Source organism: Larsenimonas rhizosphaerae, assembly GCF_023700005.1.
GTDB classification, from domain to species: domain Bacteria; phylum Pseudomonadota; class Gammaproteobacteria; order Pseudomonadales; family Halomonadaceae; genus Larsenimonas; species Larsenimonas rhizosphaerae.
The window spans coordinates 2,125,772-2,152,629 of sequence record NZ_JAMLJK010000001.1 but is presented as its reverse complement, the minus strand read 5'-3'; the positions used below and the strand labels follow the sequence as shown (position 1 = coordinate 2,152,629).

The window sequence follows — 26,858 nt, the reverse complement described above, 5'->3', positions numbered from 1 at the left end:
AAAGCCTCCTTGCATCAATCCGCCGGGCAGGGTCGCCCGGCGCACGATAATCAGTTTGCAACAATATTGACCAGCTTGCCGGGCACCACAATGACCTTGCGCACCGTCTTGCCGTCGATATGCTTGACAACATTGGGCAATGCCATGGCCTGAACTTCGATGGCATCCTTCGTTGCATCCGGTGATACATCGATCTTGTCACGTACCTTGCCATTGACCTGCACGACCACGGTAATGCTGTCACGGGTCAGAGCCTGTTCATCGACGGCCGGCCAGCAGGCATCAATCACGGGCGAGTCATGGCCCAGCACACCCCACAGGGCATGGGTCAGGTGAGGAACAATCGGTGCGAGGATCAGCACGGCTGCTTCCACGGCTTCACGGGCTACGGCCAGTCCCTGAGGGCTGGTGTCGTTGAAGCGACCAACGGCATTGGTCAGCTCCATGACGGCCGCGATGGCCGTGTTGAACGTGGTGCGTCGGCCGATGTCATCACCCGCCTTGGCGATGGTTTCGTGCGTCTTGCGGCGCAGTTCACGCTGGCTGGTCTCGAGTGCGCTGGTATCCAGTGTTGCCGGTGTGCCGGCCTCGACATGTTCGTGCACCAGACGCCACAACCGTTTCAGGAAGCGGTGCGCGCCTTCCACACCGGTATCCGACCACTCCAGCGACTGTTCGGGCGGGGCGGCAAACATCATGAAGAGCCGCACGGTATCGGCCCCGAAGCGGTCGATCATCGACTGCGGATCAACACCGTTGTTCTTGGATTTCGACATCTTCTCGATGCCACCCATGTCGACAGGCTGACCATCACTGATCAGGGTGGCTGACAGCGGACGGCCCTTGTCATCGCGGGTAACTTCCACATCGGCCGGGTTGAACCAGTCCTTGCTGCCATCGGCATTCTGGCGGTGGAACGTTTCGGCAATCACCATGCCCTGCGTCAGCAGGCGCTTGAAGGGCTCATCACTGTCTACCAGACCGAAATCACGCATCAGTTTATGGAAAAACCGGGCGTACAGCAGGTGAAGGATGGCGTGCTCGATCCCACCAATGTAAAGATCGACCGGCAGCCAGTAGTTGGCCCGCTCATCCAGCATGGCGTCCTGGTTATCGGCGCAGCAAAACCGCGCGTAATACCAGGATGATTCCATGAAGGTGTCGAAGGTGTCGGTTTCACGCGTCCATCCATCACCCAGATCATAAAAGGCGGGGGATTTCTTGAGCGGTGATCCACTGGCATCGAGCTCGACTTCCATCGGCAATGCCACGGGGAGTTCATCATCGGTCAGTGGAACCGTTTCACCGTTCGGCCCGTATTTGACCGGGATGGGGGCGCCCCAGTAACGCTGACGCGCCACGCCCCAGTCGCGCAGGCGGAAGTTGGTCCGCGTTTCGCCGCAGCCAAGCTCGGCGAGGCGCGCGGCGATGGCGTCAAAGGCCGCCTGGAAGTCCAGTCCGTCAAATTCGCCTGAATTGATCAGTACACCGTGCTCTGTCCAGGCGGCGTCGGTTATGTCCGGCGTCTGCCCGGTAGCTGCATCGGCAATGACCGGCTCGATCGGAAGCTGGTAACGCGTTGCAAATTCATGGTCACGCTGGTCATGGGCCGGTACGGCCATGACAGCACCAGTGCCGTATTCCATCAGCACGAAGTTGGCCACATAAACGGGCACTTCACGTCCGGTCAGCGGATGCACGGCCTTGAAGCCGGTATCCATTCCGCGTTTTTCCATCGTCGCCATGTCGGCCTCGGAGGTTCCCCCCTGACGACATTCCTGGCGGAAGGCTTCCAGGCCTTCAACATGTCGGGAGGCCTCCAGGGCCAGCGGGTGATCTGCCGCAATGCCAAGGTAGGTAACGCCATACAGCGTATCCGGCCGCGTGGTGTACACGGTCAACTGATCGATATCCTGGCTGCCGGTCACGCCAAAGGTCAGTTCGACGCCCCTGGACTTTCCGATCCAGTTACGCTGCATTGTCTTGACCTGTTCCGGCCATTCGACGTCATCGAGATCCGCCAGAAGCTCCTCGGCGTAGTCCGTGATCTTCAAAAACCACAACGGAATTTCACGCCGCTCTACCAGCGCACCGGAACGCCAGCCCCGCCCGTCGATGACCTGTTCGTTGGCCAGTACGGTTTGATCGACCGGGTCCCAGTTGACGGTCGACATTTTCTTGTAGACCAGCCCCTTGTCGACCAGGCGCGCGAAAAACCACTGTTCCCAGCGGTAGTAGTCCACGTCACAGGTGGCAAACTCACGATCCCAGTCATAGGCAAATCCGAGGGCCTTGAGCTGCCCGCGCATGTAATCAATGTTTTCATGCGTCCACTTGCCAGGGGCCACATTATTCTTGATGGCGGCATTCTCGGCAGGCATGCCGAAGGCGTCCCAGCCCATTGGCTGCAGGACATTACGGCCGTTCATGCGCTGAAAGCGCGAGACCACATCCCCGATGGTGTAGTTCCGCACGTGCCCCATGTGCAGCTTGCCGCTGGGGTAGGGGAACATGCACAGACAGTAGAATTTTTCGCGACTGGCGTCTTCCACTGCCTTGAAGCACTGATTTTTGGCCCAGAAATTCTGAGCCTCGCGTTCTACATCCCGGGGAGAATAATGTGCGTCCATCGTACTCGCTTTAATACCTTGCCGTGTTCGCGTTATCGCGTTGATTTCGGAGGGCCTGCCAGTCACATGGTCTATGCTTTGAGCATACCTTGAAGCCGAAGGAATCCGTGCGTGATCAGAGCGCATGCCGTTGATCATGGGGGCGACGTTACAGCGTCGCTATCCCCACAGGGTCTGGCCCGCAGGGCCACAAGCATACCCCAGTCGGCGACCGACAGGTAGGGGAGTCACCAGAGGAGTGAGGTCATGAACAATCAGCCGGATCGTCAGCAGCGTTTGAAGGACGCTTACGAGCGTTCCATGTCCCGGTTTGGGGAGCGCGAGCAACAGCGGGAGGATACCTCACGCTGGTCGAAGGAGGGGCTTGCGCGCGAGCTGGACGAAATCATTGCCTTTGAAGCTGACGTCGAGGAGTTTACCAGGGACGAGCTATCGTTGCTGCGGGCCTGGCTTGAGCGGGATGTCCGCCAGTTCGGCCATTTCATGGCTGAAGGCGGGGGCGGGCTGGCGCAGTGGATGGGCATCGATCTGGATTACCTGTCGAACCGGCTGCGTCAGGCCCTGTTTTCCATGGCTGATCGTACCGCTATCGATCAATACCGTTTCAATGATGACCTGGAAGCCGCCCAGGCTGACTACTGCGAGGGGGAACTGGCTCTTCCCGGGCGGATGCGCTGTGTGCATTGTGACCAAACGGTCACCTTTACCACGTCCAGCCTGCTGGAGGCCTGTCATGGCTGTGGTCATCGTTACTTCAAGCGAGACAGCATCCGCGTCGGTTAGTCTGTCAGGGCCGGGCCCTTTATCGCCCGGCCAGCCTTCCCATGTATTCGTGCAGGGCCAGCTGGCTGCGAGCCAGGCTGTCAAGCTGCGGGGCCCACCACATTTCGCCACCGGAAATATCGCTGGAAAAACCGACTGGCGCAGGCACAACGTCCAGCCCTTCCTTTTCGAAATTATGCATGGCTCGCGGCATGTGATAAGCCGTGGTGACCAGCACAATGCGCTTGATATCGGCCTTTTTCAGTATCCTGGCACTGTACTGAGCATTTTGTTCGGTATTGCTGCTGTTGTTTTCAAGCCAGCGAGCGCTCATGCCGAACTCCTGCTCCAGACTGCGCTCCATCAACTGTGCTTCTGATTTTATTGTCCACCCCTGTTTGCCACCGCCGGACAGCAGTATCGGCAGGCCGGTCCGACGAGCAATACGTGCCCCTTCATCCAGCCGCTGGAGCGAGGAGGGGTTGGTGCGGTCCTTCCATCCCAGTTCAGGGGCGCCGTAATCGCGCCCTCCACCCAGGACCACGATGGCTTCCGCGCTTTTCCACTGCGCGACACTTGATGGACCGATATGCTCGATCGGTTTGAGCAACAGACTGGCGACGGGAGGCATGGACAGCCCCCAGAACAGAGCCACGGTGGCGATGCCCAGCCACCGCATCAGGCGGGGCCATTTGGGCATCAGCACCAGAATGATCAGCAGTATTACCAGAAAGATGCCCGGAGGCAGGGCAAAGGTCTTGAGAAGATTCAGCATGGCTTAGTAAAGCTCGTCATGAAATTGTTGTTCCCGGCGTTTGCGCCGGCGGCGCTGACGTTCCAGCCAGCGTGCCGCGATGCCCGACAGTGCAAGCAGCGTTGCCAGAATGCCGGCGGGCCAGCTTCCCCAGAAGGTGAAGGGCGGGGCACCGTGCATTGCCCGGATCGAGCCGGTCAGCACCTGTTTTGAAAAGCGCGGTGCCTCGGCCAGTATTTCGCCGGAGGGACCGACGATGGCCGTCATGCCGTTGCTGGTAGCGCGCAGCAGGTAGCGGTTGTTTTCCAGTGCGCGTAGCTGAGCCATTTGCATGTGTTGCAACGGGCCGATGGAGTGACCGAACCAGCTGTCGTTGGATACCGTCAGCAGCACGTCGGACGTGGCCGCCCGCTGTCGAACGAGGTCCGGATAGACAATCTCGTAGCAGATGGCTACCCCCAGTTTCAGGCCGTCTGCCATGAGGGGCGCGGGTGCCGCGGGTCCGGCCTTGAAATTCGACATGGGCAGGTTGAAGAAATCAATCACGCCGCGAAGCATTGAATCCAGCGGCAGGTACTCGCCAAAGGGAACAAGATGAGCCTTGCGATAGGTACCATTTCCGTTGCCCAGGGCCATCACGCTATTGAAGTAATGGCCTTCAACATCACGCTGTACCACGCCTGTAACAAGTGCTGCCTCGGGCGCAAGAGTCGCCTGAATGCGTTCAAGAAACGGCATGGCCTGGGTATCCAGCATGGGAAGAGCGGTTTCAGGCCAGATCACAATATCGGCATCGCCGGCCTGCTCGCGTGTCAGGGTGGCGTAGGTGTTCGCCGCCGTGCGTTGCCCATCGGGTGTCCATTTTTCCAGCTGGGGAAGATTGCCCTGCACCAGAGCCACCTGGTGGGGCGCGCCGGTAGGCGTCGCCCACAGGGTGGGCAGTGCCAGTGGCGCGAGCCAGATAACCAGCAGCGGTATGGCATTGAACCAGGCCCTGCGAATTACCAGGCGATACAACAGACCACCGGAAAGTGCGACGGTCAGGCTCAGCAGATAAACGCCCCCCAGTGGTGCCAGACTGCGAATGGGCGCCTCGACCTGAGCACTGCCGAGGTAGAGCCAGGGAAACCCGGTAAAGGCCCAGCTTCGAAACATTTCCCCCAGTACCCAGATGCCGGCAAAGGCCCACGGGTTTACTGCACCGCGTGGTCGACAATATCGATACAGGCCGAAGGTGATCAGATAAAACAGGGCCAGAGTGGCGGCAAACAGTGCCGTCAGCAGGATGGCCAGAGGTACTCCGGTATAGCCGTAATCATGGATCGAGACATAGACCCAGGAGGTGCCGGCACCAAACAGGCCAAACCCGAACAGCCAGCCTCGCCACAGGGTGCGACCCAGCGCAATCTGTTGCAGGCTGGCATAGACCAGTGCCATCAGCACCGGCGCCAGCCACCAGGCATCAAAGGGAGCAAATGTCAGGGTCATCAGGGCGCCGGCGGCCAGCGCCGTTAAATCGCCCAGCCAGGTACGTCTGGCAAGCGGGTCGGAAAATACCATACATGGCCTTTTGGATGGTCAATACAGGGCGCTACTCGCCGACAGGCGGTGCATACAGACGGTGAGAATATCAGGAAGGGAAGACGAGTGTCTGTGGAGAAGCGGGCTTTTAGTGCGCTGATCGGGGGATCGGAAGCCGCCCGCGGGCGGCTCTCGATTCAGTGGTCATCTCGTGAATCGGTTGAGGATTCATTGGGTGCCCCGGCTGCCTGGGTCCCGATATGGGTGGCCTTCAACAGGCGAATCCGGCGATTATCGGCATTGAGCACGGTAAAGCGCCACTGATTAAGGTCGGTCGATTCAAGCCGGCGAGGCAGATGACCGAGTCGCTGCATTACAAGACCGCCTACGGTATCGAATTCCTCGTCGGAAAATTCCGTTTCAAAGCGGTCATTGAAGTCCTCGATCGGGGTCAGGGCCTTGACGGCAAAGCTCCCGTCACCGAGATCACGAATATCGTCTTCTTCATCCGTATCGTGCTCGTCTTCGATATCACCCACGATTTGCTCGAGAATGTCCTCGATGGTGACCAGACCGGCGGTGCCGCCGTACTCGTCCACCACGACCGCCATGTGATTGCGGGTATCCCTGAACTCCTTGAGCAGGTTATTCAGCCGTTTGGATTCGGGGATGAACATGGCCGGGCGCAGCAGGGTGCGTATATCAAGGCTTTCACGCTCCTCCGGGCTTTGCATGATCAGGGGCAGCAGGTCCTTGACGAGCAACAGGCCAATAATCTCATCGAGATTCTCGTCAACCACCGGATAACGCGAATGTGCGCTGTCCATGATGATCGGGAGAAAGTCCTCTGGGGACTGGTCGGCGCGTATGGCAACGATCTGGGAGCGGGGAATCATGGCTTCCCGTGCCTGTTGATCGCTGATTTCGAACGCGCCTTCGATGATGGCCATGCCGTCCTGGTCCAGGCTCAGGCGGGTGCCGACGTCGCGAAGAAAAAGTTTCAGCTCGTCAACCGAGCTGGGTTCTTCGCTGTCGCTGGAAAATGCACCGAGCAACTTGTCGAGCCAGGATCTGCTGCCCTGGCTACTCGATCGATCATCGCTCATTCGGGGGGTCTCTCGTCCTCTTTGGATGGCAGGTAGGGGTCGCGGATACCGAGTTCTGATAAAAGACGTCGCTCCATGGCTTCCATCTCCTCGGCCTCGGCATCCTCGATATGATCATAACCCAATAGGTGCAAGGTGCCGTGAATCACCATGTGTGTAAAGTGATCCTGCAGGGTCTTGCCCTGTTCGCGGGCCTCACGGTCAATCACGTGGGGGCTCAGTACCAAGTCGCCCAGCAGGGGAAGCTCGATGCCGGCCGGGGCCTCGAACGGAAAGGACAGCACATTGGTGCTTTTATCCTTGCCGCGGTAGGTGGCATTGAGGTCACGCATTTCATCGTCATCAACAAAGCGCAGGGTGAGTTCCCGCTCATCTTCGATGCCGACGGTATCAAGAACCAGGCCGACCCATCGAGTCAGTTGGTCCTCGTCCGGCAGTGGTGTAAATGCCGTGGCAATCTGCCGGTCAATCAAGGCGGTGGTGTTCATTCGTGTGAATGATCCTCCTGGCCGGCTTCAAACCGTTCATACGCTTCGATGATGCGCTGAACCAGCGGGTGACGCACTACATCCTTGGCGGCGAAGTGGGTCAGGCTGATGCCGGGAACGTCCGACAGGATCTTCATGACGTGAATAAGGCCCGACGCCTGCCCCTTGGGAAGATCGACCTGCGTCGCATCTCCGGTAATGACTGCCGTGGAGCCAAAGCCGATCCGGGTCAGAAACATCTTCATCTGTTCACGTGTAGTGTTCTGGCTTTCATCCAGAATGATGAAGGCGTTATTGAGCGTTCGTCCACGCATATAGGCCAGTGGGGCGATCTCGATGACCTGGCGCTCGATCAGTTTGCCTACCTGCTCGAACCCGAGCATTTCATACAGGGCGTCATACAGGGGGCGAAGATAGGGGTCGATCTTCTGAGCCAGATCGCCGGGCAGAAAGCCCAGTTTTTCACCGGCTTCAACGGCTGGTCGTACCAGCAGGATACGACGTACCTGCTGCAGGTTGAGTGCTTCAACTGCCGCTGCCACGGCCAGATAGGTCTTGCCCGTACCGGCGGGGCCGATCCCGAAATTGATGTCGTTGTCGTGAATGGACTGAACGTAGCTTTGCTGATTGAGACCGCGAGGCTTGATCATGACCCGTGGCGTGCGGATCACTACACCGCCGGCCGACTCGTCGCTGGCATCCTCTTCCTCCAGCGCCTCTATGCCTGATTCCTGAAGATAAAGGTGTACCGTGTCCGGTGACAATTCTTCGGTAGCCGTTTCGCGATACAGGTGTTCGATGACATTGGCTGCTGCCCGGGTCTTGACCTGAGGGCCGGCAATCTGAAAGGCGTTGCCACGGTTTCTGACCGTGACGTCAAGGCGGCCCTCAATGAGCTTCAGGTGCTCGTCCTGCTGACCACACAGGTTGGCCAGTCTCATCGGGTCGTTGGGTTCCAGCGACAGCTGAAGAATGCGATGTGCGTTGCTGGCGTTCTGGCTCAAGTTGGATGTCCATGCAGGTTGTTGGATGTATAAGGGCAGCTTACTGTGTGAAGGCAGCAGGGGGCAATAACACAGGGCGAGTCAGGCCCGTTTCCAGGCCTGACCGGTGAGATGCGGGATCGAATCAGTAGCGCTGCTCGGAAACCAGCTCGCCACGCAGGGAGTTGGGATAGGCCGTGGTGATGGTGACATCCACAAAGTAGCCGATCATGTCGATCGGGTTGGCAGCCTTGAAGTTGACGACTCGATTGTTCTCGGTGCGTCCTGACAGCTCACTCGGGTCCTTGGGCGAAAATCCGGTGACCAGAATGCGTTCGACCCTGCCGACCATTCGGCGTGAGATCTGCATGGATTGCTCGTTGATCCGTGCCTGAAGCAGCGCCAGACGCTGCTTCTTCACGTCTTCAGGGGTCGTGTCCTCGAGGTCCGATGCGGGTGTGCCGGGTCGTTTCGAGTACACAAAGCTGAAGGACATGTCGAATCCGATCTGTTCGATCAGTGCCATGGTGTCCTGAAAGTCCTGCTCGGTTTCACCGGGAAAACCGATGATGAAATCCGACGAAAAGCTGATGTCCGGGCGCAGGGCACGAATACGTTCCATCTTGGCAATGTATTCCTCACGGGTGTGGCCGCGCTTCATGGCTTTCAGAATCGGGTCGGCCCCGGATTGCACCGGCAGGTGAAGGTGGCTGACCAGTTCAGGAATCTCGCCATAGGCCTCGATCAGGCTGTCGGAAAATTCGACCGGATGTGAGGTGGTAAAGCGAATGCGGTCAATTCCCTCGACCGCAGCCACACAGGCTATCAGCTCGGCCAGGTCGATTTCCTCGTCCTGCTGGTTCAGCCCGCGATAGGCGTTGACATTTTGCCCCAGCAGGTTGATTTCACGTACACCCTGGTCTGCCAGATGAATGACATCCTTCATGACACTTTCAAACGGCCGCGAGATTTCCTCGCCCCGGGTATAGGGCACCACGCAGAAACTGCAGTATTTTGAACAGCCCTCCATGATGGATAGAAAGGCCGTGGCCCCATCGGAACTGGGTTTGGGCAGGTGATCGAACTTTTCAATCTCGGGGAAGGTCACGTCAACGACCGAGATGCGCTTGCCTTCCTGGCTATTGAGCATGTCGGGGATACGGTGCAGCGTTTGCGGACCGAACACCATGTCGACATGAGGGGCGCGCTGTTGAATGTTGCTGCCTTCCTGGCTGGCGACACAGCCGCCTACGCCAATTACCAGGTCAGGGTTTTTGGCCTTGAGCTTTTTCCACCGGCCCAGCTGATGAAATACCTTGTCCTGTGCCTTTTCACGAATCGAGCAGGTGTTAAGCAGCACCACGTCGGCTTCGTTTTCATCGTGGGTCAGTTCCATCTGGTGCGATTCACCGAGCAGATCTGCCATACGGGCAGAGTCGTACTCGTTCATCTGGCAGCCGTGGGTCTTGATGAAGAGTTTCTTCGTCATGTCAAAAGCCGTTTTATCGCAGGCACCAGGGCCTGTCATGAGTGATGAACCAGTAACGTCGAAGCATCGCTGCGGTGATGTCAACATCCGCGCGGTGGCAGAGAGGTGGGCAGTGCACGGTCGGGTGTGAGCGGGCCGATGCGGCCATGATGATGCGTTCTGGTCGTTTGGGCAGCATTATACGGCGCGTGAGTGCGCTCGACCAGTGGGGCAGGTGCAGGGCCAGGGCTCTGTGGTAGACTCGCAAAATTGTATCATTAACCCGGATTTTTTTCGTGGAGGAAGCAGGCTCGCATGCCAGTCAAAGCAATGTATCGGGTGATTTTTCATCAGCAGGGTGAAGTCTGGGAGCTGTATGCCCGCGAAATTTATCAAAGCGAGCTATGGGGCTTTCTGGAAGTTGAAGGCATCGTGTTCGGGGAAGCATCCTCGGTGGTGGTCGACCCGGCCGTCGAGAAGCTGCGCAAGGCCTTCGAAGGCGTGCAACGCAGTTATATTCCCTTGAACATGGTTGTCCGCATTGACGAAGTAGAGCGCGAGGGCGAGGCGCGAGCCGTCAAGGCAACAGGAAATGTGTCTCCCTTTCCAACGCCTCCTCACTGGGGAGGGAGGGAAGACTGATAAATGACGTTTTGATGTCAGTTTGGTTAAAAATTGATCAATCTGTGCTCGCGGCAGGTCATTCGGCCCTCCGCCGATGCAGGGTTGGCTGTTGTCCAAAATGTTATCCACAGATTGTGTGGATGAAACGCCGGTTCCTGGGGCGTTTGATAACAGCGCAGGAACGCACTGATGTTTCACCGGGATGCTGAGCCGCGATGGGATGGCAGTATCCTCATAGCCACAAGATGATGTGAATATGTCCAGAATCAAATACTTGGTGATCGGTGCGCTGGCCTGCACCGTGGCAGGAGTTGCTCAGGCCGACCAGACCCGCTGGGTCAGTGATCATTTATCAACCTATGTGCGCAGCGGGCCCACGGATGAGTATCGGATCGTGGGTACCGTGGCATCCGGCGACAGGGTCACGCTGCTGGCGACCGATGGAGACTACAGTCGTATTCGTAGCCAGGGCGGCGATACGGTGTGGATAAAGAGCGCCGATCTTCAGGAGCAGGAAAGCGTGGCCGAGCAGGTGCCTGCGCTCAAGGCCAGGGCCGATGAGCTGCAATCACGCCTGTCGTCCATCAATGAAACCTGGGAAAAAAAGGTGGCCGGCTCGACGGAGCTGCTCAATGCCCGTCAGCAGCGCATTGCCGAACTTGAGCAGCACACCGCCAGCCTCAACAAGCAGCTGAGTCAGGCGCAATCGCAGTCCCGGACCTACAAGGCTCGCCTTGACAGTGAAAAGGACGACCTGCTGATGCGTTATTTTGTATATGGCGGCAGTGTGGCAGGGGCCGGCCTGCTGCTGGGGTTGATCGTTCCACACCTGCCAAGACGGCGCAAAAAGCGCGACCGCTGGTTCTAGCATCCATGAATGCGCATTGAGTGAAGGAGAACGCTGGTGGCGAATGAAGCCTGGCTGGCCAGGTGGCAAAACGGGCGGATCGGTTTCAACCAGTCCCGCCCTCATCCCGGGCTTGTGGAGCACTGGGCAACACTGGCGTTGCCTCCGCGTACCAGAGTGCTGGTTCCGCTGTGCGGTAAAAGCGTGGATATGCGCTGGCTGGCAAGACATGGTCACCCGGTGACCGGTGTGGAGCTGGCCTATCAGGCGCTGGAGCAATTCACTGCCGATAGTGCCGAAGGCGTCGAACGCATTCAGCGTGACGGATTCAAGGGGCTGCGCCAGGGCTGTATCGAGTTGCTGTGTGGCGACTTCTTTCATTTTCATCGCGGGCACAGCGATGTGGCACGGGCATTCTATGATCGGGCGGCGCTGATTGCCCTGCCGCCGGCCAGGCGCCAGCGATATGCCTTTCATCTGGCCCAGCTGTTGCCTCCCGGTGCAGCCGGGCTGCTGATCACCCTTGAAAAGCCACCCGCAACACAGCTTTCAGGCCCGCCTTATCATGTGACGCCTGAAGAGGTGGGTGCTCTGTTTGACGGCAACTTCGAGCGTACCCTGCTTGAGGAGTTCGAACCGGCGGAAGATGAGCGCGAATCGGTCTGGATGCTGGTCCGCAAGGGACCCTTGGAAGAAGAGGTCAGGGTGCAGCGGTGACAACAGCGCTATACGCGACCGACATACTCCAGAGCATACCGGCATTAGACGAATGAAGGGGGGCACCGTAAGGTGGCGTTTTCCCTGAATTCGAGTGGTTATCTGACATGAGCGTTGCCTTTCGTTGCGAGAAGGATCTACTGGGCAGTCTGGAGGTTCCCGGGGATGCCTATTACGGTATACAGACACTGCGGGCGGTAGATAATTTTCGCCTGACCGGCGTGCCCCTGTCACATTATCCAAAATTCGTGATCGCACTGGCCATGGTCAAGCAGGCCGCCGCCGATGCCAACCATCAGCTGGGCTACCTGAACGATGAAAAGCATCAGGCCATTACCGGCGCCTGCCGCAAGGTCATTGATGGCGAGTTTCATGATCAGTTTGTAGTGGACATGATTCAGGGCGGCGCCGGTACGTCGACCAACATGAACGCCAATGAGGTCATCGCCAATATCGGTCTGGAACTGATGGGGCACGCTCGCGGTGAATACCACTACCTGCACCCCAACAATGACGTCAATATGGCCCAGTCGACCAACGACGCCTATCCTACGGCCATTCGCGTGGGGCTGCTGCTGGGACATCACTACCTGCTGGACAGCCTTGATAACCTGGCTGGTGCCCTCACTGACAAGGGCAATGAGTTCTCCCATGTGCTCAAGATGGGGCGGACCCAGCTGCAGGATGCGGTGCCCATGACACTGGGCCAGGAATTTCATGCGTTTGCCAATACCCTGAAGGAAGACCTTCAGCACCTGAATCGCATGGCCCCGGAACTGCTGGTCGAGGTCAATCTTGGCGGCACCGCAATTGGTACCGGTATCAATTCCGATCCCGAGTATCAGCGCATTGCCGTTGCCCGGCTTGCGGAAATCAGCGGCATGCCGCTGCGTCCGGCGCTTGATCTTGTCGAGGCCACTTCCGACATGGGCGCCTTTGTACTGATCTCCGGCATGCTCAAGCGGCTGGCGGTCAAGCTCTCCAAGATCTGTAATGACCTTCGGCTGCTGTCCAGCGGGCCACGTACCGGCTTCAACGAAATCAATCTTCCACCACGACAGCCGGGCAGTTCCATCATGCCGGGCAAGGTGAATCCAGTCATTCCCGAAGCTGTCAATCAGGTAGCCTTTGATATCATCGGCAATGATCTGGCCGTGACCATGGCAGCCGAAGGAGGCCAGTTGCAGCTTAACGTCATGGAGCCGCTGATTGCCTACCGGACCTTTGACTCCGTACGTCTGCTGACGCGTGCCATGACCATGCTGGAAGAGCACTGCATCAAAGGCATCACCGCCAATGAAGAGCGCTGCCTGGAACTGGTCGAAAACTCGATCGGGCTGATTACCGCCCTGAATCCCTGGATCGGCTATGACAACGCCACGCGCATTGCCCGCGAAGCTCTGACCAGCGGCCGTGGCGTACTGGAACTGGTTCGAGAGGAAAAACTGCTGGATGACGATACCCTGACCGACATCCTGCGTCCTGCCAACATGATTGCCCCGCGGTTGAAACCGCTGAGAAGCTGACATCGGAGATATCATGACCCAGCCCGTTCATGTGCTGTATACCGGCGGCACCATCGGCATGCAGCTCGGTCCGCGAGGATTGGCCCCGGCCGCCGGGCTTGATTTGCTGGCCCGGGATGTCCAGCAGCAATCGCCAGCGCTGAAGGAGGTGCCAGAGTGGGAGTTCACTTCGCTTTCGCCCTTGATCGACAGCGCCAACATGACACCGTTGCAGTGGATCAGTATTGCCAGGGCAACCAGAGAGGCCGTGGAAAAAGGCGCTTCCGGGGTCGTGATTCTTCACGGTACCGATACGCTGGCCTTTTCGGCAGCAGCACTTCGCTTCTGGCTGATGGATGTGAGCGTGCCGGTCATCATTACCGGGGCCATGTTGCCTGCTGGGGCACCAGACAGTGATGCCTGGGAGAACTTCTTCGGTAGCCTGAAGGCGATTGCCGATGCTGCCCCTGGCGTGGGGCTTTACTTCCATGGGACGCTGCTGCCCGCCACGCGCACCCGCAAGGTGCGTAGCCATGGCCGTCATGCCTTCCAGGCAGTGGCGGGTGACAGTGGGCCCGCCACTGCGCCGGCAGATCGCTTCAACTTCGATATGCCCGACAAGGCGCAACAAGTGGGTATCGTGCCGCTTTACCCGGGATTTGACGCCAGTATCCTGACGGCACTGATTGATAGTGGCCGCTATGGGGGAGTGGTGCTGGAGTGTTTTGGCAGCGGCACGGGCCCCGGGGACGACCCCGCGTTCATGGCCGCACTCGAACGTGCCCGTCAGGCGGGTATATTGCTGGTGGCGGTCAGTCAGTGTCTGGAAGGCGGAATCATGCTGGATATTTATGAAGCCGGTCAGCAGCTGAGAGCTGCCGGCGTGATCTCCGGTGGTGACATGACCCGCGAGACGGCGTTGGCAAAGCTTCACTTCCTGCTTCACCAGTCTTCCCTTGACGAGACCCGTCGTCGTCAGTTGATGGAGACAAACCTGTGTGGCGAGCTGTCACCTGCGTGATGGCGCGGGGCCTTGGGGCCCCGTGCCACGGGCCTGTTTTCTTTCCGGCCTAAAGCCCGAGCGCCGAGGACGTTTCCCGGCGGGGATCGGCACCTCCGTAAAAATGGTCATTGTCGATGACAATCGACTGACTCGCCCCCATGGCGGGTTTCACCTTGACCGTGTGACCCATCTGTTCGAGCAGTCGGATCGTATCCGGGCTGATGCCGGCTTCGATGCGAAGCTCCTCCGGCAGCCACTGATCGTGAATACGTGGAGCGCTGACGGCGGATTGAATATTCATGCCATGATCAATGACATTCATGATCACCTGCAGCGTGGTGGTAATGATACGTGAACCGCCCGGACTGCCTGTAATCAGGAAGTTGTTGCCTTCATGCTTGACGATGGTGGGAGACATGGATGACAGCATCCGCTTGTTCGGGGCGATGGCATTGGCTTCGCCGCCGATCAGGCCATAGGCGTTCGGTACGCCTGGTTTTGATGAAAAGTCATCCATTTCATTGTTGAGCAGAAACCCTGCGCCATCAACGACCATGCCGGATCCATAGCTGAAGTTGAGGGTATAGGTGTTTGAGACGGCCAGCCCCTGGTCATCAGCCACGGAAAAATGCGTGGTTTCATTGGATTCATAACGGCTGACAGGCCCCGGGCCAATGTCGCTGGAGGGGGTGGCATGATCCATGTTGAAGGTCTTGCGAAGGGCGCTTGCATAGGCTTTTGATGTCAGGGCAGCCACCGGCACATCGACAAAGTCGCTGTCCCCCAGGTACTGAGACCTGTCAGCGTAGGCCCGTTTCATGGCTTCGCTCATCAAGTGGATCGTTGCGGCGGAATTGGGGCCCAGCGCGTGAATGTCATCCCCTTCCAGCATGTTGAGGATTTCGACGATATGCACGCCCCCGGAAGAGGGGGGCGACATTGAATAAATGTCGTATCCACGATAGGTACCGTGCGCCGGCTCCCGGAGTGCCGGCTGATAGGCAGCCAGGTCCTTCAGTGTCATGATACCGCCGTGGCGTTTGATCTGATCAATGATCAACTGTGCCGTTTTGCCGGTATAAAATTCCTGTGGCCCATGGGCGGCAATGCGTTTCAGCGTGGCGGCCAGTTCTGGCTGTTTGAAGCGTTCGCCGGCCTGATAGGTACTTCCATCCGGTTTGAAAAACACCTTGCGGCTGGACGGCCATTTCTCGAGGCGCTCACGCGCATCGGTTACTCCCTTTTCGAATCGCTCGGGCACAATGAAGCCATCCTCGGCCAAGGCAATGGCCGGGGCGAGGGCCTGCGCCAGGGTGAGCGTGCCGTAGGTATCCAGTGCCATTGCAAGGCCTGCCACGGTGCCAGGTACGCCGGAAGCATTGGCCGAGAAGCGGGAACGCTCCTGCACTACATTGCCGTCTTCATCCTGAAACATGGTGCGATACGCACCGCCAGGTGCCTTTTCACGGTAGTCGATGGCGATGACCCGGCCGCTTTTTTCATCCGATATCAGCATGAACCCGCCGCCACCAATATTTCCGGAGCGTGGCTGAGTGACCGCCAGAGCAAAGCCGGCTGTCACGGCGGCATCGACCGCGTTGCCACCATTGTCCAGTACATCCCGCCCGATACGGCTGGCCAGATAATGGCTGGTCGCAACCATGCCATGAGTACCTTCAGCAGGATGAAAACGCTCACCTTCGATGATAGGGGCTGAATCGTCCTGAGCTGCCGTGGCCGGAAAGGATAATGTGCATGCCAGGGCCATTGCCGCAGTGTGCACGCCGTAAGTGGATAGCCATGTTGGCATGAGCAGGTTCCTTGACGTCCTGTTATTGAAATCCCGCGTACCCGGGGGCCGAGGGTGAATTTTCAGAGTAGCACTTTCGTATCACCGGGGGGCCTTGCCCGGCTCAAAACCAGCTATAGTCGAAGGTGTACTTCCCCTTTCAAGGACGAGAAACATGCCGGATCAAGCACCATGGCCTCGCAAGGCCGAAATTGTCAGGGACCAGCGCGGTGAAACGCCGGAAGGCGAAGCGGTCTACATGTATGAGTTGCGCGGGGTGGTACCCGAAGAAGGGCTTTTATTGAGTGAACATGAAAGTGAAGCCGAAGCACTTGATGCCAAGCGTCGCTACGAAAGCGAAGAGCAATAGGCACGAAGTGCCCGCTGCCCTGCAGTGATCTGCGTTTTATTGCATTGCCGTCCTTCGGGGCGGCTTTGTTATACTGGATATCTTCGTTTTTGAACCCGCAAGGAGACGCCTGTGTCTGCATGCCGTATCGCGCCATCCATTCTGTCCGCCGATTTTGCGCGGCTTGGCCAGGATGTCGAGGATGTGCTGGCCAGTGGGGCCGACATGATCCACTTCGATGTGATGGATAATCACTATGTTCCGAACCTGAGTTTTGGCGCTCCCATTTGTCATGCATTGCGTCATTACGGAATCGATGCCTTCATCGACGTGCATTTGATGGTGTCACCGGTTGACCGCTTGATCGGTGATTTTCTGGATGCGGGTGCCAACATGATTACCTTCCACCCCGAGGCCAGTGAGCACATCGACCGTTCCCTGCAACTGATTCGTGATGGTGGTGCCAAAGCGGGTCTGGTGTTCAATCCGGCCACTCCCTTGCACTGGCTGGATTACGTGATGGACAAGGTTGATATGGTGCTGCTGATGAGTGTCAATCCAGGCTTTGGTGGCCAGTCCTTCATACCGGGGACACTGGACAAGATTCGCGATGCCCGCCGACGCATCGATGAAAGTGGCCGTGATATCTGGCTTGAGGTTGATGGTGGCGTCAAGGCCGACAACATTGCCGATATCGCGGCGGCCGGAGCGGATACCTTCGTGGCCGGTTCTGCCATCTTCAAGCATCGTCGTGATGAAGACCCCCACGGTTACGACAGCGTGATCGATACACTGAAGCGCAATGCACGCCGAAACTGAGCAACCGGTCTGGCATCTTTACATGCTGTGGACAGGCCGTGGTGCCCTGTATACCGGTATCAGTACTGATGTTGCACGTCGATTTCGGCAGCACGTCAGCGGACGCGGTGCAAGATCATTACGCGGAAAGGGGCCGTTGACGCTGGCATATCAGGAAGTGGTTGGCAGCCAGGGCGAGGCGCTCAGGCTTGAAGTCCGGATCAAGAAACTGTCTCCCAGTGCCAAGCGAGCGTGGCTGGCGGAGCGGCTCAACGACCAGGCCCTGAGCCCTGAAAGGGAAGCTGAAACCGGGCATGATGCCGGCAGATGAGCTGACGATCGTCGACCTGCATGGTATTATCTGCCCTGCGCTGCGTGCCTGAATCGCGTAGCGCCAAAAGTAGATAAAGTGCCGTAGAGTACTTGATGAGGACGCCACACGGGATATCCCGAGTGGCGTTTTTTTTGAAGAAACAGACGGGAGGGCGGATGAAGATTGCAGTACTGGGAGCAGGTGCCGTGGGCTGTTTTTTTGGCGGACTGCTGGCCGAGCAGGGACAGTCCGTTATCTTGATTACCCGGCCGGCGCACGCTGAGGCCATCACGTCACAGGGGCTTGGTATTCATGAAGGAGAGCGCACCCGCTTCATTCATGCCGTGAAGGCTACTACAGACAGTTCGGCTCTGGCGGACGCCGGGTTGGTGCTGTGCTGCGTGAAAGCCGATCAGGTCGTTCAGGCGGCCGAGGCAATCAGGACGTATACCCATCACGGCGTGCCGGTACTGGCTCTTCAAAATGGCCTGACCAGTGCAGACCATCTGGCGAACCGGTTACCTGATCATCAAGTATGGCCGGTACTTGTTTACGCAGCCATCGGGATGAAGGCGGCCGGTATCGTGGCACACCGGGGGGGGCATACCCTGTGTCTTGATCAGCGAGCGCGGGCCACATCCTGGCATCCGTCACTGGTTGGTGAGCTGATCGCCCTGGATCACAGCGATGACATGACCGCTGCGCGCTGGCGCAAGCTCATCGTCAACTGTGTGCTGAATGCGTTATCTGCCGTGGCGCAAAAATCCTATGGCGAGTTGATGCAGGTGCCGTCGATGATGGATGTGATGGACGCCCTGTTCTATGAGTGCGCTGCCGTGGCAGCCGCCTGTGAGGTGGCCATCGACCCGGGGCTAAGGGACGATATTCTGCATATTGTACGCACCATGCCTGAACAGTATTCCTCCACGGCGCAGGATATTGCGCGAGGGCGGGTGACTGAAATCGAGGAATTCAATGGGTTCATCATGCAAAAAGGGCGTGAGCATCAGGTGCCCACCCCCGTCAATACGACGCTTTATACGTTGACCAAGGCGATTGAGGTACCTTGATCAGTGCAGTTTCATGCGCGGTCGAATCCAGCTGTTGAGGGCATCAACCAGCATGGTCAGGCCGGCTCTGGCCGTGCCGTGCACTGCGCGCTGGTGCATGCGATAAAGCGAGACATAAAACAGTTTCGCCAGTTTCCCTTCCACGAACAGGCCCCTGGAAGAAGAGCTGCGCATCAGATTGCCGACAGCATCGAAATGAGCCAGTGATATCAATGAGCCAAGATCCCGATAGTTGAAGTCCTTGAGGGGCTTGTTCTCCATTGCGGCCAGGATGTTCCTGAACAGCAGGTTGGCCTGCTGATGGGCCGCCTGGGCTCGAGGTGGAACAAACTTGTCTCCTGGCTGGGGGCAGGCTGCGCAGTCACCAAAGGCAAAGATGTTGGCGTCATCCACGCTTTGCATATTCTGATGTACCAGCACCTGATGATTCGGTCGGGTACTCAGCCCCAGCTCGGATAGAAAGGCCGGGGCCCTGACTCCTGCTGCCCAGACGGAAAGGTCTGCCTCGATGCGCTTGCCGTCTCCGGTTTCAAAACCATGTTCATCGGCCTGGGTTACCCGGGTATCCACGTGCAGCTGAACGCCGAGTCGGTCAAGCTGACGATGCACTGGCTGGCTTATGCGCTCGGGCAGGGCCGGCAGCACGCGTGGGGCAGCTTCAATCAAATGAATCTTGAGCTTGTGCCGGTCCACGCGGGTGACGCCATAGCTGTTGAGCATGTCGGTGGCATCAAGCAGTTCGGCCGAGAGTTCCACGCCGGTTGCCCCGGCCCCCACGATGGCCAGCGTAAGTGGTGTCTGTTGGTCATCGTTTTGATGATTATGGCGCAGGAACGTGTTCAGCAGCGCCTTGCGAAACTGTTCGGCCTGCAGGGTACTGTCCAGAAAGTAGCAGTTGTCGCTGACACCGGGGGTGCCGAAATCGTTCGAGACGCTGCCCAGGGAAAGTACCAGGTAGTCATAATCCAGCGTACGCTGTGGCAGGATTTCATGGCCGTCTTCATCTGCGATGGCGGCCAGATGGATGCGGCGGGCTTCACGATCAAGGCCGGTCATGGTGCCACGCTGAAACCGATAGCCATTGTGGCGGGAGTGGCCCTGATAGGACACTTCATCAAGCCCGGAGTCCAGTTTTCCGGTAGCCACTTCGTGCAGTAATGGTTTCCAGACGTGCGTCTGGTCCCGGTCGACCAGCACGATATCGGCTTTCTTTTTCTTGCCAAGTTTCTTGCCCAGACGTGTGACCAGCTCAAGGCCGCCGGCACCGCCGCCTACAATTACAATACGAGGAGCATTCATGATGTTTTCCTGTCAGGGGCCTCGAGGGAGTACCTTACCCTGCTTCAATTAGCCCTTGTGAATTCAAGTTGCTGTCAGCAATGGAAAAAATGGAGTTCCAAGAATACTCTTACTGATGGCGCCATGACATACCGAAGCAGGCTGATGGCACAATCAGCCAGGACATGAACATACAGACAGGGGAGTAGCACATGCACGAGGTACTGGAGGGCATTACGTTGATTGCCTATGACCTGGACGGCACGCTGATCGATTCTGTCCCGGATCTGACGTTTGCGCTTCAGGAGACCATGAGCGAACGCCACCTGCCGGTCCCCCGGGAAGAGGCCGTGCGTCAGTGGGTTGGCAACGGATCGCTGGTACTGGTCGAGCGTGCGTTGGGGGCGGCCAGTGATCAAGGGTTGATGGCACCACCGGACAAGGCGCTGGTCGATGCACTCCATGAGCGGTTTCTGCATCATTATGGCCGTTACGCCTGCCGTGCTACCCGGGTCTATCCGGGGGTACATGAGTGCCTTGCTGCCCAGAAGGCTCGTAACCTGACGCAGGTGCTGGTGACCAACAAGCCATCGCGCTTCATTGCGCCGCTGCTCGAAGGGCTGCAGCTGGGCGGCTACTTTACCCTGTTGATCGGGGGAGACTCCCTGCTTCACAAAAAGCCCGATCCGCTACCGCTTTTACATGTGATGGAGCAGGTCGGGGCACGGCCGGGTCAGACCCTGATGGTCGGGGATTCAGTGCATGACGTTCGTGCCGGGCAGTCAGCAGGGTGCCGTACACTGGGCGTGCCCTATGGCTATAATCACGGCCAGCCGATCGCTGACGCCGGCCCGGATGTGATTGTTGAATCACTGATTGAACTCGTTTAGGGTAAATTTCCCCGCGCCGGGGCCTTTTTTCAATGAAGATCAGGATATTGCCATGCCCATATTCGAAACGCCGGACGCCTGCAGATGCAATGCGGCGGGCTGGCGAGGATAACGAGCGCCCTGTTTCCGGCCTGATTCCCGGGCCTTCGCTTCCTGTTATTCATGCGCCTGACGCGCTTGCCGAGACCCCCCCATGACACCTGAACGCTTTAATGAACTGGCTGATGCCGGTTATACCCGTATTCCTGTTTCACGCCGTATTCTGGCCGACCTTGATACGCCGCTGTCTACCTATCTCAAGCTGGCCAACGCGCCATGGAGCTTTTTGCTCGAATCCGTACAGGGGGGTGAAAAGTGGGGCCGCTACTCTATTATCGGGCTGCCGTGCCGCGAGCGAATTGAAGTTCGTGGCTTTACCATCCGTCATTTCATGGATGGTGAGGATGCCGGTGCTACACAGGTAACGGACCCGCTGGCCTGGATCGATCAGTACCGGCAGCGATTCAAGGTGCCGGAAGAAGATACGTTGCGCTTTACCGGTGGTCTGGTCGGGTACTTCGGTTACGACACCATTCGTTATATCGAACCACGCCTGCAGGGCGTCGAGAAGCCGGACCCCATCGATGTACCGGATATTCTGCTGATGGTGGCCGAGGAAGTCGTGGTATTCGACAACCTTTCAGGCCAGCTGACACTGGTTGTGCATGCGGATCCATCTCGAGAGGAGGCCCTGCGCGGCGCTTATCAGCGTCTTGATGTGCTGGAAGCCCAACTGCGGGCCACCATGTTGTCGGCATCCAGTCCGGGCTCCGGTCGCGACGACATTGGCGAGAATGATTTCTTTGCGAGCTTCTCGGAAGAGGGCTACAAGGACGCCGTTCGTCGCATCAAGGAATACACCCTGGCCGGCGATGTCATGCAGTGTGTACCTTCCCAGCGCATGTCGATTCCCTTTTCGGCTCCGCCGCTGGATTTGTACCGGGCGCTGCGTTACCTGAACCCGTCCCCCTACATGTTTTTCTTCAACCTGGACGACCACCACGTCGTGGGCGCATCGCCCGAGATCCTGGCGCGGCTCGAGGGTGACGAGATTACGCTTCGCCCCATTGCCGGAACGCGTCATCGTGGCGCCACCGCGGAAGAAGACCTGGCCCTTGAAGCTGAACTGCTGGCCGATCCGAAGGAGCGTGCCGAGCACTTGATGCTGATCGATCTGGGCCGTAACGATGTTGGCCGGATCAGTCAGCCGGGAACCGTCGAGTTGACCGATAACATGAGCATCGAGCGGTATTCGCATGTAATGCATATCGTGTCCAATGTGGTGGGGCGCATAAAGCCGTCGCTCGGGCCGATGGATGTTCTGCGAGCCACCTTCCCGGCAGGCACCCTGTCCGGCGCGCCCAAGATCCGGGCGCTGGAGGTCATTGACGAAATCGAGCCGGTCAAGCGGGGGATCTATTCGGGGGCGGTAGGGTATCTGTCCTGGTCCGGCAACATGGACATGTCGATTGCCATCCGTACTGCCGTCATCAAGCGGGGTGAACTGCACGTGCAGGCGGGCGGTGGCATCGTGGCCGATTCCGACCCGGACGACGAATGGCAGGAAACCCTCAATAAGCGGCGTGCCATGTTCAAGGCGGTCGCAATGGCTGAAAAAGGGCTCGATAATCTGGACTGATCTTATAAGGCCCGCCGCATGATGCGGGCCTTGACATGGTTCTGCGGGCAACACACTATGCATTGTATGATGATCACGACAACTACACTCGTTTCGCGCCTCGGCGCTTGGTGGCCTCGCTAGAAGACAGGCGGCCAGCGTGTGTTTGTGTGATCGACGATGCCGCCGCTAGGGCGGCATTTTTGTGTCTTCCCCTGGCGCGGTCGGCGGATGGTTTGATACGCAAGGAGTAGTACATCATGTCTGTACTGATGATCGATAATTACGACAGCTTTACCTACAACATCGTGCAGTATCTGGGGGAGCTGGGTGCCGAAGTCGAAACCCTCCGCAACGATGCCGTCACGCTTGAAGACATTGCCGGAAAATCATTTACGCACCTGATCGTGTCGCCGGGCCCGTGCACGCCGAACGAGGCGGGCATTTCCATGGCATTGATACGCGAATATGCCGGCCGGTTGCCCATACTGGGTGTTTGCCTGGGCCATCAGGCCATTGGTCAGGTTTATGGCGGTCAGGTCGTGCGTGCACCGCAGGTCATGCATGGCAAGACCTCGCTGGTGCATCATGAAGGCGTGGGGGTCTTCCAGGGGCTTGAAAACCCGCTGGAGGTGACCCGGTATCATTCGCTGGTAGTCGATCGTGACAGCCTGCCGGACTGCCTGGAGATCACGGCCCTTACCGGTGATGATGATGTCACGCCCGGGCTCGTCATGGGGCTGCGCCATCGGACCCTTGATATCGAAGGAGTCCAGTTTCACCCGGAATCCATCCTGACGCGTCAGGGCCATCAGCTACTGGCGAACTTTCTCGAACGAGGCGAATGTCCGATCACCACGCGGGCAGTCGCCTGAGCCGCCGGCGCACACGCCTCACTCAGGTTGAAACAACTACAGGAAGGATTGTCGTGGAACTGAAAGAAGCCATCACTCGTGTCACACGGGGCGAGCACCTTGCGCTAAAGGAAATGCGTGAGGTCATGCATCAAATGATGAGTGGCCAGGCCGACCCGGTTCAAATGGGCGGGTTCTTGATCGGTCTTGCCATGAAGGGGGAGACCGTCGACGAAATCACGGCGGCTGTTGAGGTCATGCGTGAGCTGATGACGCCCGTCCGGGTTCAGGCTGACAATGTGGTCGATATCGTAGGGACCGGCGGAGACGGTGCAGGGTTGTTCAATGTGTCTACAGCCTCGTGCTTTGCAGCCGCAGCAGCAGGCGCCCATGTGGCCAAGCATGGCGGGCGCAGCGTTTCCAGCAGCTCCGGCAGCGCTGATCTGCTGGTGCGGGCCGGCGTCACGCTGGATCTGACTCCGGCGCAGATCGGTCGCTGTATCGAAGACGTTGGTGTCGGGTTCATGTTTGCGCCGAATCACCATACGGCCATGCGTCACGCGGTGCCGGTGCGCCAGTCGCTCGGGGTCCGGACGATGTTCAATATTCTCGGGCCATTGACCAATCCAAGCGGTGCACGGCAACAGGTGATCGGTGTTTATGATGCCTCGCTGATCGAGCCCTTTGCAGAGGTGCTTCGTCGCATCGGCAGTACTCATGCCCTGGTCGTTCATGCCGAGGATGGTCTGGATGAGCTGTCGATTGCCGGAGTAACCCATGTCGCGGAGCTGAAGGACGGGGAGATCACGACCTATACCCTGACACCGGAAGACGTCGGGCTGTCGCGCAGCTCACTGGAGACGCTCAAGGTGTCCAATGCCGAAGAAAGTCTGGCGATGGTGAAGACGGCGTTGAAAGGTGATGGTCCTGCTGCGGATATGGTGGCCTATAATGCAGGGGCTGCCATTTACGTGTCAGGTATTGCCTCCTCGATCAAGGAGGGCGTGGCCATGGCCCAGGATGCCCTGTATACCGGCCTGGCAGCAGAGCGTTTGCGCGAGTTGTCCCATTTCACGTCTGTTTTTGCAGGAGTGGCAGATGAGTGAGTTGCCCACCATTCTGGCCCGTATCATCGCGCGCAAGCGCGAAGAAGTCATCGAGCGTCAGGCCATTGCACCACTGAACGCCCTCAAGGCCCGGGTCAAGCAGGCTCCGATGCCCCGCGGATTCATCAAGGCACTTGAGCGTACCATGCTGGCCGGTGACCCGGCGGTGATTGCCGAAGTCAAGAAGGCTTCTCCGTCCAGAGGGGTTATTCGCGAGGATTTCAGGCCGGCTGATATTGCACGGGAATATGAAGAGGCCGGTGCCAGCTGCCTGTCGGTATTGACCGATGTCGACTTTTTTCAGGGCTGTGATGAATACCTGATGGCAGCCCGCGATGCCTGTGCACTGCCGGTGCTTCGCAAGGACTTTGTGATTGATCCCTATCAGGTGCTCGAGGCCCGGGCACTGGGCGCGGATTGTATTCTGCTGATTGCGGCTGCTCTGGATGATGACGCGCTCAAGGCCCTTCACGATCAGGCCCGCAACCTGGATATGGATGTGCTGGTGGAAGTGCATGATGCCCTCGAACTCAATCGTGCACTGGCGCTGGATCTGACTCTCGTGGGAATCAACAATCGCGACCTGCATACGTTTGAAACATCGCTTGATACCACGTTCAGTCTATTGCCGATGATTCCCGATGGTGTGACCGTCATCACGGAATCAGGCATTGCCACCCGCGACGATGTGCACCGTATGCAGGCGCATGACGTCAATGGCTTTCTGGTTGGTGAAAGCTTCATGCGTGATCCTGATGCGGGCGCTGCGCTGCGTCGACTCTTCTTCTGATATCCTGCCCCGGGAGATGTCGGTGGCCGTCATGGAACGGCCACCGCCCCATCAGTTCTCGAGTGCCCGGGTGAAGCGATCAAAACGCAATGGGTCATCACTGATGACGCTGGTGACACCAATGTCCCACCAGTCATTGAACCTGTCGGGGTCGTTCACGGTGTAGCAGACCAGTGCCATGCCGCCTTCGATGATTTCCCGCGCCCTCGCTTCGTTCATGTAGCGCCAGTCGACGTGGATGCTCTCTGGTTCCAGCCGTTCCGCGTCCCAGAGCCAGTCTCTGGGTATTTCCTCGCTAAACAGAATCCCCAGGGGGGCTTTTTTATCCCGCTGGCGTATCTCATCAAGCACGTCGTTTGAAAAGCTCGACATCAGCAGGCGCTCTCGCGGTAACCCGCCGTTCAGAATCGGAAGCACCGCATCAATCAGTGGGGACGGCTCGTCCCGATGATCCAGTTTGAACTCCAGATTGAGTCCCAGTCCGCGCTCGGCAATGACATCCAGCGCTTCCTTGAGCGTGGCCATGCGCTCGCCTTCAAAGCGCGGATCGAACCAGCGTCCTACATCAAGTTGTCTGGCCTCGGCCAGGGTCAGCTCCTTGAGCCGGCCCTTGCCATCACTGCACCGTCGGACGTGGGTGTCATGCCAGATGACCGGCGTGCCATCGCCCAGGCACTGTACATCGAGTTCGACCCAGGCAATGCCTGCATCCGCGGCTGCATGCAGTGCAGACAGAGTGTTTTCAGGTGCTCGGGCGCTGTATCCCCGATGGCCGATAAATTGTGGAAGTGCCATGTTGAATCTGTCCTGCGGTAGAAAATAGCGGTGAAGCTCACCGGGTAAAAAGTATAGCGTGTTGCAGGTACCTGCCAGCGGTGCATGCTGTTTTACTGCGCGATCGACGCTGGCTGTGCTAGGCTCCGCGGTGAAATCGTATGCATCAAATACGGGCGTGTTCAGTAATAAAGAGTCTCCGCATGAGAGTGGCCGAAATCAAGGACAAGGCGCAGCGTGACAGCTGCGTGGCGCTGATGTGCGCCGAAGTATATGGCAAGCAGGCCGGCCTCAAGCCGCTGGTTGTATTTACCGGGGCCCTGGCTGCCCTGATAGATAACGATGCGGCCCGAGTGGTGGCCCTGCTTGATGCCCGTCAGAAGGTCTTGAGCACTGCGCTTCTGGTGCTGGATATCGAAGGCGAAGGGTTGGAGCTGAAGCTGATGGTAACCCCTGAACACGTGCGCGGACAGGGATATGGGCGTGAGCTGGTGGAACGGCTGACGGCCACCACCAGTCTTCGGGTGGAAACCCGCGATCCACGTCTGGAGCAGTTTTTCCATGCTCTGGGGTTCAACAAGTGGTTTTACGCGGATACCGGCAGCCGGGTCGGGTTCAACCAGCTGGCGCGGGTGACCTCCCTTCATGAGGCACCGGAAACCGTCAGCTTTGATGAAGACGTCATTCTTCGAAGCTTCAAGCACAAGTCGGAGCTGTTTGAAGAATGGAAAAACCGCTTCACTACGGCCCTTGCCGAAGCGCCATCCCTCAGCGCCGGCTGA

General features: G+C 58.3%; 26 protein-coding genes. 16 read left to right on the top strand and 10 right to left on the bottom strand.

Features of this window, described 5'->3' with window-relative positions; translation table 11 throughout:
• Positions 1-50 precede the first annotated feature (50 nt).
• Positions 51-2,630: a leucine--tRNA ligase gene (gene leuS, locus NAT21_RS09860; protein ID WP_250937878.1), complete on the bottom strand. Its 2,580-nt coding sequence runs from the start codon at positions 2,628-2,630 to the stop codon at positions 51-53.
• Between the two features lie 246 nt (positions 2,631-2,876).
• Here leuS and NAT21_RS09855 point away from each other — a divergent pair, with 246 nt between their 5' ends.
• Entirely contained in the window at positions 2,877-3,413 is a 537-nt protein-coding gene (locus NAT21_RS09855) for a zinc ribbon-containing protein (RefSeq protein WP_250937877.1), read from the top strand.
• A 19-nt stretch (positions 3,414-3,432) separates the two neighbouring features.
• Here the strand turns inward: NAT21_RS09855 and NAT21_RS09850 are convergent, their stop codons facing one another.
• The 6 genes from NAT21_RS09850 to miaB all read right to left on the bottom strand — a co-directional run bounded on the left by NAT21_RS09850 (position 3,433) and on the right by miaB (position 9,733).
• The gene (locus NAT21_RS09850; RefSeq protein WP_250937875.1) at positions 3,433-4,167 is read right to left on the bottom strand and encodes a YdcF family protein; all 735 of its coding nucleotides are present in this window, start codon (positions 4,165-4,167) and stop codon (positions 3,433-3,435) included.
• Between the two features lie 3 nt (positions 4,168-4,170).
• Positions 4,171-5,706: an apolipoprotein N-acyltransferase gene (lnt, locus tag NAT21_RS09845; RefSeq protein ID WP_250937873.1), complete on the bottom strand. Its 1,536-nt coding sequence runs from the start codon at positions 5,704-5,706 to the stop codon at positions 4,171-4,173.
• Positions 5,707-5,864: 158 nt separating this feature from the next.
• A complete protein-coding gene (locus tag NAT21_RS09840) occupies positions 5,865-6,773 on the bottom strand; it encodes a CorC family transporter (protein ID WP_250937870.1) in 909 nt (302 codons plus the stop codon).
• Positions 6,770-7,261, bottom strand: coding sequence for an rRNA maturation RNase YbeY (gene ybeY, locus NAT21_RS09835; protein WP_250937868.1), 492 nt, complete (start codon positions 7,259-7,261; stop codon positions 6,770-6,772). Before ybeY ends, NAT21_RS09840 begins: the two co-directional genes overlap by 4 nt.
• Positions 7,258-8,265, bottom strand: coding sequence for a PhoH family protein (locus NAT21_RS09830; protein ID WP_250937866.1), 1,008 nt, complete (start codon positions 8,263-8,265; stop codon positions 7,258-7,260). Before NAT21_RS09830 ends, ybeY begins: the two co-directional genes overlap by 4 nt.
• A 124-nt stretch (positions 8,266-8,389) precedes the next feature.
• Positions 8,390-9,733: a tRNA (N6-isopentenyl adenosine(37)-C2)-methylthiotransferase MiaB gene (gene miaB, locus NAT21_RS09825; protein ID WP_250937864.1), complete on the bottom strand. Its 1,344-nt coding sequence runs from the start codon at positions 9,731-9,733 to the stop codon at positions 8,390-8,392.
• 294 nt (positions 9,734-10,027) lie between these two features.
• On the opposite strand from miaB, the gene NAT21_RS09820 reads away from it, so the two are divergent.
• The 5 genes from NAT21_RS09820 (at position 10,028) to NAT21_RS09800 (ending at position 14,426) form a co-directional block, all read left to right on the top strand.
• Positions 10,028-10,354: a DUF1820 family protein gene (locus NAT21_RS09820; protein WP_250937861.1), complete on the top strand. Its 327-nt coding sequence runs from the start codon at positions 10,028-10,030 to the stop codon at positions 10,352-10,354.
• A 238-nt stretch (positions 10,355-10,592) separates the two neighbouring features.
• Positions 10,593-11,204, top strand: coding sequence for a TIGR04211 family SH3 domain-containing protein (locus NAT21_RS09815; protein ID WP_250937858.1), 612 nt, complete (start codon positions 10,593-10,595; stop codon positions 11,202-11,204).
• A 36-nt stretch (positions 11,205-11,240) separates the two neighbouring features.
• Complete coding sequence (locus NAT21_RS09810) at positions 11,241-11,900, top strand: class I SAM-dependent methyltransferase (RefSeq protein WP_250937856.1); 660 nt, start codon at positions 11,241-11,243, stop codon at positions 11,898-11,900.
• 107 nt (positions 11,901-12,007) lie between these two features.
• Entirely contained in the window at positions 12,008-13,426 is a 1,419-nt protein-coding gene (gene aspA, locus NAT21_RS09805; protein ID WP_250937854.1) for an aspartate ammonia-lyase, read from the top strand.
• 13 nt (positions 13,427-13,439) lie between these two features.
• The gene (locus tag NAT21_RS09800; protein WP_250937851.1) at positions 13,440-14,426 is read left to right on the top strand and encodes an asparaginase; all 987 of its coding nucleotides are present in this window, start codon (positions 13,440-13,442) and stop codon (positions 14,424-14,426) included.
• Positions 14,427-14,475: 49 nt separating this feature from the next.
• Here NAT21_RS09800 and ggt read toward each other — a convergent pair whose 3' ends face one another.
• Positions 14,476-16,218, bottom strand: a complete 1,743-nt coding sequence (gene ggt, locus NAT21_RS09795) for a gamma-glutamyltransferase (RefSeq protein ID WP_434084393.1) — start codon at positions 16,216-16,218, stop codon at positions 14,476-14,478.
• Positions 16,219-16,372: 154 nt separating this feature from the next.
• Between ggt and NAT21_RS09790 the strand changes: the two genes are divergently transcribed.
• The 4 genes from NAT21_RS09790 to NAT21_RS09775 all read left to right on the top strand — a co-directional run bounded on the left by NAT21_RS09790 (position 16,373) and on the right by NAT21_RS09775 (position 18,727).
• A complete protein-coding gene (locus NAT21_RS09790) occupies positions 16,373-16,567 on the top strand; it encodes a hypothetical protein (RefSeq protein WP_250937849.1) in 195 nt (64 codons plus the stop codon).
• A gap of 111 nt (positions 16,568-16,678) precedes the next feature.
• On the top strand, positions 16,679-17,365 hold the full coding sequence (gene rpe, locus NAT21_RS09785) for a ribulose-phosphate 3-epimerase (protein WP_250937846.1): 687 nt from the start codon (positions 16,679-16,681) through the stop codon (positions 17,363-17,365).
• Positions 17,349-17,675, top strand: coding sequence for a GIY-YIG nuclease family protein (locus tag NAT21_RS09780; RefSeq protein WP_250937843.1), 327 nt, complete (start codon positions 17,349-17,351; stop codon positions 17,673-17,675). The genes rpe and NAT21_RS09780 overlap by 17 nt, the downstream gene beginning before the upstream one ends.
• Before the next feature lie 158 nt (positions 17,676-17,833).
• The gene (locus NAT21_RS09775) at positions 17,834-18,727 is read left to right on the top strand and encodes a ketopantoate reductase family protein (protein ID WP_250937841.1); all 894 of its coding nucleotides are present in this window, start codon (positions 17,834-17,836) and stop codon (positions 18,725-18,727) included.
• Here the strand turns inward: NAT21_RS09775 and NAT21_RS09770 are convergent, their stop codons facing one another.
• Positions 18,728-20,026, bottom strand: coding sequence for an NAD(P)/FAD-dependent oxidoreductase (locus NAT21_RS09770; protein ID WP_250937840.1), 1,299 nt, complete (start codon positions 20,024-20,026; stop codon positions 18,728-18,730).
• Between the two features lie 191 nt (positions 20,027-20,217).
• Between NAT21_RS09770 and NAT21_RS09765 the strand changes: the two genes are divergently transcribed.
• From NAT21_RS09765 to trpC, 5 genes are all read left to right on the top strand, one after another.
• A complete protein-coding gene (locus tag NAT21_RS09765) occupies positions 20,218-20,895 on the top strand; it encodes a phosphoglycolate phosphatase (protein ID WP_250937839.1) in 678 nt (225 codons plus the stop codon).
• A gap of 193 nt (positions 20,896-21,088) precedes the next feature.
• The gene (gene trpE, locus NAT21_RS09760) at positions 21,089-22,573 is read left to right on the top strand and encodes an anthranilate synthase component I (RefSeq protein WP_250937838.1); all 1,485 of its coding nucleotides are present in this window, start codon (positions 21,089-21,091) and stop codon (positions 22,571-22,573) included.
• 239 nt (positions 22,574-22,812) lie between these two features.
• Positions 22,813-23,427 carry an anthranilate synthase component II gene (locus NAT21_RS09755; RefSeq protein WP_250937837.1) on the top strand — a complete coding sequence of 205 codons (615 nt, stop codon included), beginning with the start codon at positions 22,813-22,815 and terminating at the stop codon, positions 23,425-23,427.
• Positions 23,428-23,480: 53 nt separating this feature from the next.
• The gene (gene trpD / locus NAT21_RS09750) at positions 23,481-24,512 is read left to right on the top strand and encodes an anthranilate phosphoribosyltransferase (RefSeq protein ID WP_250937836.1); all 1,032 of its coding nucleotides are present in this window, start codon (positions 23,481-23,483) and stop codon (positions 24,510-24,512) included.
• Positions 24,505-25,302, top strand: coding sequence for an indole-3-glycerol phosphate synthase TrpC (gene trpC, locus NAT21_RS09745; protein WP_250937834.1), 798 nt, complete (start codon positions 24,505-24,507; stop codon positions 25,300-25,302). Before trpD ends, trpC begins: the two co-directional genes overlap by 8 nt.
• A gap of 51 nt (positions 25,303-25,353) precedes the next feature.
• Here trpC and NAT21_RS09740 read toward each other — a convergent pair whose 3' ends face one another.
• The gene (locus tag NAT21_RS09740) at positions 25,354-26,097 is read right to left on the bottom strand and encodes a glycerophosphodiester phosphodiesterase family protein (RefSeq protein ID WP_250937831.1); all 744 of its coding nucleotides are present in this window, start codon (positions 26,095-26,097) and stop codon (positions 25,354-25,356) included.
• A gap of 182 nt (positions 26,098-26,279) precedes the next feature.
• Here NAT21_RS09740 and NAT21_RS09735 point away from each other — a divergent pair, with 182 nt between their 5' ends.
• Entirely contained in the window at positions 26,280-26,858 is a 579-nt protein-coding gene (locus NAT21_RS09735) for a GNAT family N-acetyltransferase (protein ID WP_250937829.1), read from the top strand.